The organism is Subtercola sp. RTI3 (assembly GCF_035018625.1).
GTDB classification, from domain to species: Bacteria; Actinomycetota; Actinomycetes; order Actinomycetales; family Microbacteriaceae; genus Subtercola; species Subtercola vilae.
On sequence record NZ_JASJXO010000010.1, the window covers coordinates 38484 to 51747 of the forward strand.

The following is a 13264-nucleotide window of genomic DNA, read 5'->3' on the forward strand; positions in this document are numbered from 1 at the left end:
CAACTTCTTTCTTCGATTTAAGTGAGGTAACCTCACTCTACCGGTTCAGAGTGAGCCGTAGAAGTCCTTCTCGAACACCGCACGCGACCGCCGGGTCACCCCGAGGTAGTCTTCCTCGAGCTCGGTGGCCGAGTCGGGTGGGTACTCGAGCAGACGGGCCACTCCTTCGAGCTGACGCCGGTCGACCGGCAGCACATCGGTGGTGCGCGTTGTCCAGAGCGTCATGGCCGAGCGGGCTCGCGACGCGAAGATCCACGCATCGTGCAGCTTCTGGGCATCGGCCGCCTCGACGAAACCGGCCGCGACCTCAGCTTCGAGGGCATCCAGTGTCGATGTCGTTCTGAATTCCGGATGCTCGGCGCCGTGCTCGAGCTGCAGAAGTTGCACGTACCATTCCACGTCGCTCAGCGACCCGCGGCCGAGTTTGAGGTGACGTGCCGGGTCAGCACCCTGCGGCAACCGCTCCTTTTCGACGCGGGCCTTGATGCGCTTCACTTCACGCACGGCCTGCGGTTCGATCTCTACGGGGTAGCGAACGCTGTCGGCCAGCTCTTCGAAGTCGTCGATGAGCGCCTGGTCGCCGGCGACCCCGCGCGCGCGGAGCAGAGCCTGGGCCTCCCAGGTGAGCGACCAGCGCTCGTAGTAGGCCCGATACGAGTCGAGCGAGCGCACCACAATGCCGTTCTTACCCTCTGGCCGCAGGTCGATATCGAGGTCGAGCGGCAGTCGGTGGTCTTCAGTGAGGCGCACGAGCTCGTTGACGATGAAGCGTGCGACCGACTGTGCCGTCTCTTGGTTCACCGACCTGGCCCGGTAGACGTACATCACGTCGGTGTCACTGCCGAAACCGATCTCGCGGCCGCCATAGCGCCCCATGCCGATGACGGCGAACTCGATGCCGTCGCCCGACGAGATGGCCGACGACTGTCGAATGACGCCGAGTGTGCCCTGCAGCAGCACTGTGGTCACGTCGGTCAGGCCGCGCGCGAGTTCTTGCACGGTGACGAGACCGAGGATGGCGGCGAAAGCCAGCCGCAGTACCTCGCGGCGGCGGGCTGTGCGCAGAGCGGCTGCCGCCGCATCCGGAGTGTCGTGCCGGGCGATGATGGCGGCGGTCTCACCCGAGAGCACCTCGAATGACCGCGGCGCGAGGTCGTGGTCGTTCTCGAGCCAGGCGGCGGCTTCTGGGATGCGTTCGAGCAGCTCGGCGGCGTATCTCGAGCCCGAGAGCACTTGGGTGAGGCGAAAGGCAGCGCCCGATGAGTCGCGTAGCATGCGAAGGTACCAGTAGGTCTCACCGAGGCGGTCGCTGAGCCGGCGGAACGCAAGCAGCCCGTAGTCGGGGTCGGCGCCGGCCGCGAACCACTGCAGCATGACGGGAAGAAGGTGCCGCTGGATGGCCGCGCGCCGGGAGACTCCCGCCGTCATAGCGGCGATGTGGCCGAGCGCACCCTTGGGGTCACCGAAACCGATGGCAGCGAGGCGGGCAACGGCCTGCTCACTGGTCAGCCCGATCTCATCGGTGCCGAGCGCGGCGACGGCGGCCAGCAGCGGCCGGTAGAACAGCCGTTCGTGCAGCGATCTGACGCGACTCTTGATTCCGTTCCACAGCTCGAGCAGTGCCACCGCGCTCGGCGCCAGCTCGGTGGCGCGAGCGAGCACCCGTTGTTCGAACTCATCGCGGGGAACAAGGTGGGTTCGGCGCAGTTCCCGCAGTTGCAGTCGGTGCTCCATGAGCCGCAGCACTCGATAGTCGTGCGAGAACTCCTGCGCCTCGACACGACCGATGTACCCCTGGTCGGCCAATGCCACCAGCGCCTGGAGCGTGGCGGGCTGCCGAACGAGCGGGTCGTTCTGCCCGTGCACGAGTTGCAACAGCTGCACCGTGAACTCGACGTCACGCAGGCCCCCGGGGCCGAGTTTCAGCTGGTAGTCGACCTCATCGCCCGGAATGTTGTCGGTGACACGCTGGCGCATCTTCTGTACCGATTCGACAAAACCGTCTCGCGACGCGCTGCTCCACACCTTCGGCCGCACGGCGTCGACATAGCGTTCACCCAATTCGAGGTCGCCGGCGAGCGGGCGCGCCTTCAGCAGTGCCTGGAACTCCCAGCTCTTCGCCCAGCGCTCGTAGTACGCGATGTGCGACTCGAGCGAGCGCACCAGTGCCCCGGCCTTGCCCTCGGGCCGGAGGTTCGGGTCGACCTCCCAGAGCGACGGCTCCATGCCGGGCTCGGAGATGGCGTGCATCATCATCATGGCCAGCGCGGTGGCGATGTCGATGGCGCGCGCCGTGGCGAGACCGGCCTCGTCGTCTCCCTCGCCCACGAAGATCACGTCGACGTCGCTGACGTAGTTCAGCTCCTGGGCGCCCGCCTTACCCATTCCGATGATGGCGAGCTTCGTCGCCGCCACCTCGTCGTGCCCGAAGAGCCACCGACTCTGCCCGCGAGTGGATGCCCGGGCCCTCGCGCACGCCAGCGCAGCGTCGAGCGCCGCCGACGCCAGATCGGCCAGCGTGTCGGCGATCGAATCGATGCCCGCAACCGGGTCGCGCTGCTCGAGGTCGAACGCCGTCACCTGGGCGAGGATACGCCGATACCGCACGCGAAGCCGGGTGTACGCCGCGTCACCGTCGATCGTGGCGAACCCGTCGACCGCACCCACAGAGTCGAGCAGTGCGCCGGTGAGTTCTGCCAGGGCCGGCAGGGCGATCAGCCGTTCGCTGAGTGCGGCCAGCTCTTCGGGGTGCCGAAGAAAGAAGTCACCGAACCCACGTGAAAGACCCACCACGCGCAGCAGTCGGGTGCGGGAGGGCTCGGCACCCAGAAGCCCGACGGCCGGCGTGGCTGGCAGGCGCAGCAGCCGCACGAGGTACGACAGAGCCTGGTCGGGGTCGGCGGTCAGCCGGAGCGACGCGAGGAGATCATCCGGAGCCACTGACCCGAGCTGCACCGCGAGCTCGAGGTCGTCGGCAGCGCGCCCGAGGTCGGAGAACCCGATGCGTGCAAGGTCAGTCAGCGTCGTCTGAACTCGTGCCATGGTGCGGCTTAGAGCATCTCCAGGTTGGTTCGCAGCTCGAACGGCGTGACCTGGTCGCGGTAGGCGGCCCACTCTTGCCGCTTGTTCAGCAGAACGTAGTTGAAGACGTGCTCACCGAGGGTCTCGGCGACGAGTTCGCTTCGCTCCATCTCGACGATGGCCTGATCGAGGCTCGTGGGCAGCGCGTTGTAGCCGAGCGCCTTGCGCTCGGAGTCGCTGAGGCTCCACACGTTGTCTTCGGCCTCAGGCGGAAGCTCGTAGCCCTCTTCGATGCCCTTCAGCCCGGCCGCGAGCAGCAGGGAGTAAGCGAGGTACGGGTTCGCAGCGGAGTCGATGGCGCGGTACTCGATGCGCGAGCTCTGACCCTTGTTGGGCTTGTAGAGCGGCACGCGCACGAGCGCCGAACGGTTGTTGTGGCCCCACGTCACGAAGCTGGGGGCCTCGTCGCCACCCCAGAGACGCTTGTACGAGTTCACGAACTGGTTCGTGACCGCGGTGATCTCGGGGGCGTGCTTCAAGAGGCCCGCAATGAACTGGCGGCCGATCTTCGACAGCTGGTACTGCGCACCGGCCTCGAAGAACGCGTTCGAGTCGCCCTCGAAGAGCGAGAGGTGCGTGTGCATGCCCGAGCCCGGCTGGCCCGAGAGCGGCTTCGGCATGAACGTGGCGTAGACGCCCTGCTCGATGGCGACCTCTTTGATCACCGTGCGGAAGGTCATGATGTTGTCGGCCGTCGTGAGCGCGTCGGCGTAGCGCAGGTCGATCTCGTTCTGGCCGGGGCCGGCCTCGTGGTGGCTGAACTCCACCGAGATGCCGAGGTCTTCGAGCATGCGCACCGAACGGCGACGGAAGTCGTGCGCGGTGCCGCCGGGAACGTTGTCGAAGTAGCCGGCCTTGTCGACCGGCTCGGGGCCGTCGGGGCCGAACTGCGACGACTTCAGCAGGTAGAACTCGATCTCGGGGTGCGTGTAGAACGAGAAGCCGCGGTCGCCGGCTTTCGCGAGCGTGCGCTTCAGAACGTTGCGCGGGTCAGCCACGGCCGGCTGGCCGTCGGGCGTGGTGATGTCGCAGAACATGCGGGCGGTCGGGTCGACTTCGCCCCGCCACGGCAGGATCTGAAAAGTGGTGGGGTCTGGATGCGCGAGCACGTCGGCCTCGAACGACCGAGTGAGACCCTCGATGGCCGAGCCGTCGAAGCCCAAGCCTTCGGCGAACGCACCCTCGACCTCGGCGGGAGCTATGGCCACAGACTTCAAAGTGCCGATGACATCGGTGAACCAGAGCCGCACGAACTTGACTCCGCGTTCTTCAATGGTGCGAAGAACGAAATCACGCTGTTTATCCATCGACAATCCGAACCTCTTTCCGGCACGTAACCTGCCGCTATTAGGCTAGTGGACATGCCGAGACTTCGCTTAGCGTTGGCCCAAACCAACCCCATTGTCGGTGACCTCGGAGGCAACTCTGCCGAGATCGTCGCTGCTGTACGCCGTGCCCGTGATGCCGGAGCAGACCTGGTCGCCTTCGGTGAGATGGCGCTCTCGGGGTATCCGATCGAAGACCTCGCGGGTCGCCCATCGTTTCTGGCCGCGTGCCGGCGGCGGGCCGCCGGGCTCGCGAAAGAACTCGACGAGGCGGGTCTGGGTGACGTGGTGGTTGTGGTCGGGCATCCGGATGGCCCCTTCGAACCGCGCCGGTTCACCACCTCGAATGCGCCGACGGCGATCGCCCAGAACGTGGCCTCTGTCATGCAGAACGGCGAGATCAAGGCGCGGTACGCGAAGCACCACCTGCCGAACTACTCGGTGTTCGACGAGTACCGCATCTTCATCGCCGGCGACGAGCTGCTCGTGCTGCGCATGCGGGGGGTAGATGTCGCACTCATCATCTGCGAAGACCTCTGGCAAGACGGCGGGCCGGTGAACAGGGTCGCTTCGGCCGATGCCGGGCTGCTGCTAGTGATTAACGCCTCGCCCTATGAGCGCGACAAGAACGAGGTTCGACTGCCGCTTGTCACCCGGCGGGCGCGCGAGAACGACACGATGGTCGCCTACGTGAACATCGTGGGCGGCCAAGACGATCTGCTCTTCGACGGCGACAGCGTGGTGGTCGACCGCACGGGTGCCATAGTGGCGCGTGCGCCGCAGTTCGTACCGCATCTTCTGGTGGTCGACATCGACCCTGAGGCGGCAACGCTCACCGACCTGCCCGAGAACGTGGCGCGGATCGAACTCGCGCTGCCCGCCACCGGGTCGGAGTCCGGCGATCTGAAGCCGCTCGCCGCCGACATTGCGGTGGTGCCCGACGAACTCGAGCAGGTGTGGAACGCACTGGTGCTGGGGCTCGGCGACTACGTGCGAAAGAACGGCTTCGGTTCGGTGATTCTCGGGCTGTCGGGCGGCATCGACTCCGCCGTGTGCGCGGTGCTCGCGGCCGACGCCATCGGGGCGAAGAAGGTGTTCGGGGTGTCGATGCCGAGCAAGTGGTCGTCGGGGCACTCGCGCTCCGACGCCGACGATCTGGCCGAACGGGTGGGGCTCGATTTTTCAACGCAGGCGATCGCCACCCTGGTCGACCCGATCGAAGAACAGCTGAAGCTCGACGGTGTCGCGGCCGAGAACCTGCAGGCGCGCATCCGGGGCATCATTCTGATGGGCCTGTCGAACCAGTCGGGGCACCTGGTGCTCACCACGGGAAACAAGAGCGAGCTGGCGGTGGGCTATTCGACCATCTACGGCGACTCGGTGGGCGGGTTCGCGCCGTTGAAAGACGTGCCGAAGATGCTGGTGTGGGAGCTGGCACGCTGGCGCAACTCGTTCGCAGCGCGTCGGGGCGAGACCCCACCCATCCCCGAGAACTCCATCTCGAAGCCGCCCTCGGCCGAGCTGCGGCCCGATCAGACCGACCAGGATTCGCTGCCGGAGTACGACGTGCTCGACGCGCTGCTCGAGCAGTACATCAACGGCGGGCTCGGCCGCGATGAGCTCGTGGAATACGGGTTCGACGCCGCGGTGGTCGACCGCATCATCGGCCTCGTCGACCACTCGGAGTGGAAGCGGCGCCAGTCGGCCATCGGCACGAAGATCTCGCGCACGGCCTTCGGTCGCGACCGCCGTCTGCCCATCACCTACCACCCCACCGACATCTAGAATGAGCCTCATGACGGAGCAGTCCCCTCGCAAGCGCGTTCGAACGCGTCACTTTCAGAACGCCAAGGAGCAGGGAATCCCCATCGTGGGCCTCACCAGCTACGAGCAGCTGTCGGCGGCCATCTTCGACGCGGCCGACATCGACTTTCTGCTGGTGGGCGACTCGGCCGGCAACAACGTCTTCGGCGACGAGACAACGCTGGCCGTCACTGTCGACCAGCTCATCCCTCTCACCCGCGCCGTGGCGCGCGCGGTGAGTCGCGCGCTGGTGATCGCGGATATGCCGTTCGGTTCATACGAGGGCGGGCCCGACGACGCGCTGCACACGGCGGTGCGGTTCATGAAGGAGTCGTACGCCCACGCCGTGAAACTCGAGGGCGGGGTTCGAAGCGCACCGCAGATTCGGCGCATCGTCGACGCGGGCATTCCGGTCATGGGGCACATCGGATTCACGCCGCAGAGCGAGCACGGCCTCGGCGGGCACATCATCCAGGGGCGGGGTGCGGGGGCAGAGCAGCTGCTCGCCGATGCACATGCCGTCGAGGATGCCGGAGCTTTCGCCGTCGTACTCGAGATGGTTCCCAGCGACATTGCCGGTCGCATCACGAAAGAGCTGCGCATCCCCACCATCGGCGTGGGCGCCGGGCCTCAGGTCGACGGGCAGCTCATGGTGTGGACAGACTTCGCCGGTTTCTCGACCGGCCGTGTTCCCCGTTTCGTGAAACAGTACGCGAACCTCAGCCAGGTGCTGGGCGACGCCGTCGGTGCCTATCGCGCCGACGTGGCATCCGGCGCCTACCCGGCACCCGAGCACGAGTACGAGGGCTAGGGCCGGTGGCGAAGACACATCGAACTGTGCGAAATGCCCGCGTGCTGATCACGGGTGCCGCTGGTGGAATGGGCCAGCTCTATGCCGAGCGCGCCGTGGCCGAGGGCGCCAGTGACGTGGTGCTCTGGGATCGCAATGCCGACCGGCTCGCCGTGATCGCCGATCGGCTGAACGCGCTACCCGGCACAACCCGCGTTCACACCGACCGTGTCGACGTGAGCGACGCCGAGAACATCGCAGCCGCCGGGCTGCGCGTACGCACCGAGGTCGGCGTGCCCGACATCCTCATCAACAATGCCGGCATCGTGCGCGGCAAGTACTTCTGGCAGCACGAGACCGCCGACACCGTCGACACGATGGCCATCAACGCCGTGGGGCCCATGCTCGTGACAAGCGAGTTTCTGCCCGCCATGATCCAGGCGACAGGCCGCCCCGCTCGCATCGTGAACATCGCCTCGGCGGCCGGGCTCATCTCGAACCCCCGTATGAGCGTGTACGCCGCCTCGAAGTGGGCCGTCATCGGCTGGAGCGACTCAGTTCGCCTCGAATTGGCTCAGCAGGGGCACGACCACGTCAAGGTGACCACGGTGGCGCCGAGCTACATCTCGACCGGCATGTTCGAGGGCGCCAAGGGGCCCGTCATGACACCCATTATGACGCCCGAATACGTGGTCGACCGGGTGTGGAAGGCCATGCTCGCGGGCAAGCCGCTGCTGCTCATGCCGCGGAGCGTGCACATCGGCAAGGTGGCCAAAGGCCTGCTGCCGACCGCCGTGTGGGATCAGATGGCCGACCGCGTGTTTCACCTCTACTCGACCATGAGCGAGTTCACCGGTCGCACGCCTGGCCCGCGCTGAAGCTGCGGCTGGCCGGCGGGGGTGAGCGCGCGGCGCACTCAGCAGAGAGCGCGTCGAGCGTCAGTCGTTGGCAGCGTCAGTCGTCGGCTGCGTCAGTCGTTGGCTGCGTCTTCTTCGGCCCATTTGGCCGAGTTGGCTCGCAGGGTCTCGAGGGCGTGCTCTGCCTCGAGCTTGGTCTCGAAGGGGCCGACCCTGTCGGGTGAGGGTGATACGTAGCCGAGCTCTACGGCGCCGGTGTTGATGTTGTACCAGTACTGCTTCGACGGGTCGCCCGACATGTGTACTCCCAGGGTGGTTTCGGTGCTGAACTACGATAGATCTTATGCCCAAGCTCCCCAACGGCCAGCTCAGTGCCGGCCGCATCTCAGCGCTCCGCTCGGTGCCCGCGACCATCGAACGCCCCGAATACGTTGGGCACGCTGAGCCCAACGAGGGCGGGGCCAGCGATGTGTATTCGGCACCGCGCATCGCCGACATCCGGGAGTCGTCGCGCATCGCCGCAGCGGCACTGGCGTGGGTGGGCGAGCATGTGAAGCCCGGCGTGACGACCGATGAACTGGATGCCCTGGGTCACGACTCTCTCATCGCCAACGGCGCCTACCCGTCGACCCTCGGGTATCGCGGCTTTCCCAAATCGCTCTGTACGAGCGTGAACGAGGTCATCTGCCACGGAATTCCCGACAACACCGTTCTCGAGAGCGGCGACATCGTGAACGTCGACATCACCGCGTACAAGAACGGGGTGCACGGCGACACGAACGCCACGTTCTTCGCCGGCGAACCGAGCGAAGAGGTGCGGCTGCTGGTCGAGCGCACGGCGGAGGCCATGAACCGCGGCATCAAGGCGGTGGCCCCTGGGCGTCAGGTGAACGTCATCGGGCGCGCCATCGAGTCGTACGCGAAACGGTTCGGCTATGGGGTCGTGCGCGACTACACCGGCCACGGCGTGGGCGAGCAGTTCCATTCGGGGCTCATCATTCCGCACTACGACTCAGCTCCCCGGTTCGATGACGTGATCGAGGTGGGAATGGTCTTCACGATCGAGCCAATGCTCACGCTCGGCTCGCAAGACTGGGAGATGTGGGCCGACGACTGGACCGTGGTGACCCGCGACCGCTCGATCACCGCTCAGTTCGAGCACACTCTCGTGGTCACCGAGCGAGGCGCAGAGATACTGACGGTTGTCTAAATGCGGGTGTCTGGGCACTGCCCCGAGCATCCGGTCACAATAGACTCGAACCTGCCTCGCTGCGGAGGCCGAGACACAAAGGAAGACGAATGAGCGACGAAAAAGCCTCCCCCATTGCCATCGGCATCGACATCGGCGGCACCGGCATCAAGGGTGCCATTGTCAACACTGAGACGGGCGAACTGCTGAGCGACCGCATCAAGCTCGACACCCCCGAGGGCGGCAAGCCCAAAGACGTCGTGAACACAGTCGAAACACTGCTTTCGAAGCTCTCGGATGCCCCGGCCAATGCCCCCATCGGCATCGACTTTCCTGCCGTGGTGCAGAACGGCAAGACCATGTCGGCCGCGAACGTGTCGAAGAAGTGGATCGGGCTCGAAGCCGAGAAACTGTTCGAAGACGCCCTGCACCGCGACATCACGTTCGTGAACGACGCCGATGCCGCCGGGTACGCCGAGGTGCGCTTCGGTGCCGCGAAAGGCAAGAACGGCCTGATCATCATGACCACGCTCGGCACAGGCATCGGCACCGCGATCATCTACAACGGCGTTCTGATTCCGAATGCCGAGCTCGGTCACATCCAGATCGACGGCGGCGACTACGAGCACAAGGCCTCCTACGCCGCCAAAGAGCGTGAAGACCTGAACTGGACCCAGTGGGCAGCCCGCCTGCAGACCTACTACGCCGAGCTCGAGAAGCTGCTCTGGCCCGACCTGTTCATCGTGGGCGGGGGCGTCTCGAAGAGCTACGAAGAGTTTCTGCCGAAGATCTCGATCGACACGCCGATGGTTCCAGCGACGCTCCGCAACAACGCCGGAATTCTGGGAGCAGCCTCGCTGGCCCTCGAGCCGAAGGTGCTGCCGAATGCGAGCCAGCTCGTGGGCGACCCCGGCGAGAGCGCGCACAGCGTGCGCTGAGCCGCCTCTGGTCACTGGGGGGCGCTGCGGTAGTGCGAATGGGCCGGCTGTTACGCCGGGTTCTGTCTTGGGCCGAACCCCTGAGGGTTCAGGCCCATGGACGGCCATCTATCTACGACGTACGTTGCCGCACGCCTCCAGCGGTCTACCCGAAGACACGGCGAGCAGCCGTATCGCCTTCTGTCTGACCTTGCTCCGGGCGAGGTTTACCTAGCCGGCCGTGTCACCACGGCGGCTGGTGGTCTCTTACACCACCGTTTCACCCTTACCTCAGGCACCCGAAGGCGCCCGTGGCGGTCTGTTCTCTGTGGCACTGATCTCTCGGGTTACCCCGGGTGGGTGTTACCCACCGCCCTGCTCTCTGGAGCCCGGACGTTCCTCGGTGACCCGCACACCCTCACGGATGCCCGAGCCAACGCGACCGTCTTGCCGACCCATTCGCGCCCCCAGCCTACAGGTTCTGGCGCGGTAGCTCAGGCGCGCGCGGCCTGGCTCAGAGCCCCGACTCCTCGGTGCGCACCAGGATGCAGCTGCTGTCAGGGTCGAGTACCACGTCGTCGGGTTCAGCGAGCCTGATCTTCGCGAGGTCGGACTCGTGCAGCTTCACGTTGCTGCCCATCGAGATGCCCCGCGTGAGCAGGGCGGCACCGATGCCATAGCGGGCGCGCTGGCGGTCGTAGAGGGCGAGTAGCTCGTCGCCCACCCCGCCGGCAATGAGGTCGCGGTTGACCTGTACACCACGGCGCTCAGAGTTGATCTCTGCGAGTTCGGCGTCACGCGAGACCAGGAGTTCGTCACGCTCGGCCGCGAGTGCACCGAGTTCTGACTCGACAACCTGCAGTCGGCCTGAGATCTCGTCGGTGCGCTCCATCACGGCGAGTTCGATGTCTTCAAGGTCGGAGCGACGCTTCTCGAGCGACACAATCTCGTGTTCGAGGGCCTGGATGTCTTTGGTCGACGAGCTCACTTCGAGCCGTTCGCGGTCACGACTGAGGCGCGTGGCCACCACCTGCACGTCGGATTCGACCCGGGAGATCTCAAGCTGCGCGTCTTCGAGCTCGCCCCTGATGGTGGCGAAGGTGCGCGAGACGGCGCCGGCGAGTGCCGCCAGCTCGTCGAGGCGCTTCTGCTGCGGCAGCGTCTTGGCGCGGTGCCCCAGCTGGGCGAGCCGGTTGTCGGCAGCTTGCAGCTCGAGCAACGACCGCTGTTCTGAGACGGGTGCTTTCATGGTTCAATCCTTACAGTTGTGGCTGTTTGTCGGGTGCAGCCGAAGATGTTTTGTGCGTCTGGCGGTGAGTACGAGCCTCACTGCGTGACGACGAAATCCCAGGGGTCGGTGCGCAGGTCACTGACTGTCACGCTCACTCCCGGAAGCGCGTGCCGCAGCTCTGCGGCAGCAACCTCGAGCCAGAGCCATTCGCTGGCCCAGTGCGAGACGTCGATGAGGGCGGGGCCGTTGCCGAGCTCGGCCTGCTCCCTGGCCTCAGACGCGGGGTGGTGACGCAGGTCTGACGTGATGTACACGTCGGCGCCCCGCACCTCGGGTTCGCCGAGCAGCGAGTCGCCTGCTCCCCCGCAGAGCGCCACGCGTGAAACCGGTGTGTCGTAGTGCCCGGCCACCCGGATGCCCGTGGCCGTGGCCGGCAGCACTTCGGCCAGAATGAGTGCGAGGCGCCCGAGTGTGACGGGTGCCGGCAGATCTCCTGCCCGGCCGATTCCGGTGCCGGGCACCGCGCTCGGCGTGAGCGGCACGACGTTCTCGAGCCCCAGTCGGCTGGCGATGACGGCAGACACACCGTTCTCGACGATGTCGGCGTTGGTGTGCGCCGCAACGAGAGCGCACCCCGCTCGGATGAGCCTCGCCAGCATCGCCCCTTTATAGGTGTTCTCAGCCACCGTGGTCACCCCGCGTAGCAGCAGCGGGTGGTGCACGAGCAGCAGGCCGGCGCCGAGGGCAATGGCCTCGTTCACCGTGTCTGACACGGCGTCGACAGCCAGGTGGATGCTCGTCACCTCAGCCGCGAGCGACCCCGTCACGAGCCCCGGCGAATCCCACTGCTCGGCGTTCTCGACAGGCCAGAGCCGCTCGATCACCTCATTGACTTCGCGAACCGTTACTGACACAGCCCCAGCCTAGTTGTCTCGAGTGCGCGGGGCGGGCTTCGTCGAGACGGTCACGGTGAACTTGGTGTTCTGCCCGAGCACGGTGGTCGGGCCCACGATTCGCCGCAGGTCGGGCTGGTACGCGAGGTGGGAGTTGAACACGGTGAAGAGAGAACCGCCCGGAGCCAGAACCCGTGCGGCGTCGCGGAACAGGGCGAGGGCTGCCCCGGTGTGCACCGAGCTACCCACGTGGAATGGCGGGTTGCAGACGATCACGTCGGCGTGGGCATCCGGTTGCTGGGAGAGGCCATTGTCGCGCACCACGGTGACGCGCTCGAGACCGTTGGCGAGCAGAGTGGCGCGCGCCGAGGCGACGGCGATCGCCGACTGGTCTGCCGCGATGACGGCGAGGTTCGGCCGGCGCTGGGCGAGGGCCGCGGCGAGAATGCCGGTTCCGCAGCCAAGGTCGATGGCGACGCCCGCGTCGGGGCTGACCCGGTCGAGAAAGCCGAGCAGGTAGCGCGTTCCGATGTCGAGGCCGGTGGCGGCGAACACACCGCCGTGCCCCGCGACAGTGAGGCCGAGCTCGGGGTGCTCTTCGAACCGGGGATAGGGCGGGGCACACGTTGGTCGCAACGCACCTCGCGCGATGAGCACGCGCGACTTCTGGCGCGCCCGTGTGGCGTGCACCTCGCCGAAGAACCGGGCGAGCACGTCATTCATGGCGAGCGTGAGGTGCTTGATGCGGCCGCCGGCGAACACCGCGACGTCTTCGTGGGCATACCTGGCGATGGCGTCGGCGATCTCTTCGAGTTCGGCGAGCGAGCGCGGCAGCTGCAGCAGCACGACACGCGCCCCGGTGAGCAGGCCCGCGTCGAGTGCGTGCGAGGAGAAGACCCCGGCCAGCCCCGCGGCGTCGGCATTCGAGGCCAGAGCCTGCTCACCGGTGAGCGCATCCTGGAACACCCGGATGCCCGTCAGCTCGTGCTCGGCCGCAGCCCCCAGCGTGAGTGCGCCATACCGGTCGCCCAGCACGACCACCTCGCCGGAGCCCGCCTCCCCCAGCGCTTCGCGCGCTTCGTCGAGAATCAGCCGATCGCTCGCGTCGAACGCGAACAGGTTGGGAGATTCGACGTCGGGTCGGCGGCGCAGGGTTTCGAACGAGAAAGTCATGGTCT

At 66.4% G+C, this 13264-nt stretch carries 11 protein-coding genes and 1 other RNA gene; 5 read left to right on the top strand and 7 right to left on the bottom strand.

Going from position 1 to position 13264, the window contains the following annotated elements; translation table 11 throughout:
* Positions 1-45 precede the first annotated feature (45 nt).
* Entirely contained in the window at positions 46-3042 is a 2997-nt protein-coding gene (locus tag QN358_RS06065) for a bifunctional [glutamine synthetase] adenylyltransferase/[glutamine synthetase]-adenylyl-L-tyrosine phosphorylase (protein WP_323511856.1), read from the bottom strand.
* An 8-nt stretch (positions 3043-3050) separates the two neighbouring features.
* Entirely contained in the window at positions 3051-4388 is a 1338-nt protein-coding gene (locus tag QN358_RS06070) for a glutamine synthetase family protein (protein WP_136640861.1), read from the bottom strand.
* 54 nt (positions 4389-4442) lie between these two features.
* Here QN358_RS06070 and QN358_RS06075 point away from each other — a divergent pair, with 54 nt between their 5' ends.
* From QN358_RS06075 to QN358_RS06085, 3 genes are read left to right on the top strand one after another with little or no spacing between them, the layout of a single operon-like run.
* Positions 4443-6191 carry an NAD+ synthase gene (locus tag QN358_RS06075; RefSeq protein WP_323511857.1) on the top strand — a complete coding sequence of 583 codons (1749 nt, stop codon included), beginning with the start codon at positions 4443-4445 and terminating at the stop codon, positions 6189-6191.
* 10 nt (positions 6192-6201) lie between these two features.
* Positions 6202-7020 carry a 3-methyl-2-oxobutanoate hydroxymethyltransferase gene (gene panB, locus QN358_RS06080; protein ID WP_323511858.1) on the top strand — a complete coding sequence of 273 codons (819 nt, stop codon included), beginning with the start codon at positions 6202-6204 and terminating at the stop codon, positions 7018-7020.
* A 26-nt stretch (positions 7021-7046) separates the two neighbouring features.
* Positions 7047-7877, top strand: coding sequence for an SDR family NAD(P)-dependent oxidoreductase (locus QN358_RS06085; protein WP_323511859.1), 831 nt, complete (start codon positions 7047-7049; stop codon positions 7875-7877).
* Between the two features lie 92 nt (positions 7878-7969).
* Here the strand turns inward: QN358_RS06085 and QN358_RS06090 are convergent, their stop codons facing one another.
* Entirely contained in the window at positions 7970-8155 is a 186-nt protein-coding gene (locus QN358_RS06090; protein ID WP_136640864.1) for an SPOR domain-containing protein, read from the bottom strand.
* Positions 8156-8199: 44 nt separating this feature from the next.
* On the opposite strand from QN358_RS06090, the gene map reads away from it, so the two are divergent.
* Both map and ppgK read left to right on the top strand, forming a co-directional pair.
* Complete coding sequence (map, locus tag QN358_RS06095; RefSeq protein ID WP_323511860.1) at positions 8200-9066, top strand: type I methionyl aminopeptidase; 867 nt, start codon at positions 8200-8202, stop codon at positions 9064-9066.
* An 89-nt stretch (positions 9067-9155) separates the two neighbouring features.
* Complete coding sequence (gene ppgK / locus QN358_RS06100; protein WP_136640866.1) at positions 9156-9983, top strand: polyphosphate--glucose phosphotransferase; 828 nt, start codon at positions 9156-9158, stop codon at positions 9981-9983.
* Positions 9984-10018: 35 nt separating this feature from the next.
* Here ppgK and rnpB read toward each other — a convergent pair.
* The 4 genes from rnpB to QN358_RS06120 form a co-directional block, all read right to left on the bottom strand.
* Positions 10019-10420, bottom strand: an RNA gene (rnpB, locus tag QN358_RS06105) — RNase P RNA component class A.
* Between the two features lie 56 nt (positions 10421-10476).
* Positions 10477-11211, bottom strand: a complete 735-nt coding sequence (locus tag QN358_RS06110; protein ID WP_323511861.1) for a hypothetical protein — start codon at positions 11209-11211, stop codon at positions 10477-10479.
* A gap of 77 nt (positions 11212-11288) precedes the next feature.
* Positions 11289-12107, bottom strand: a complete 819-nt coding sequence (locus tag QN358_RS06115) for a Nif3-like dinuclear metal center hexameric protein (protein WP_136640868.1) — start codon at positions 12105-12107, stop codon at positions 11289-11291.
* Between the two features lie 9 nt (positions 12108-12116).
* Positions 12117-13259: a class I SAM-dependent methyltransferase gene (locus QN358_RS06120; protein WP_323511862.1), complete on the bottom strand. Its 1143-nt coding sequence runs from the start codon at positions 13257-13259 to the stop codon at positions 12117-12119.
* Positions 13260-13264: the final 5 nt, after the last annotated feature.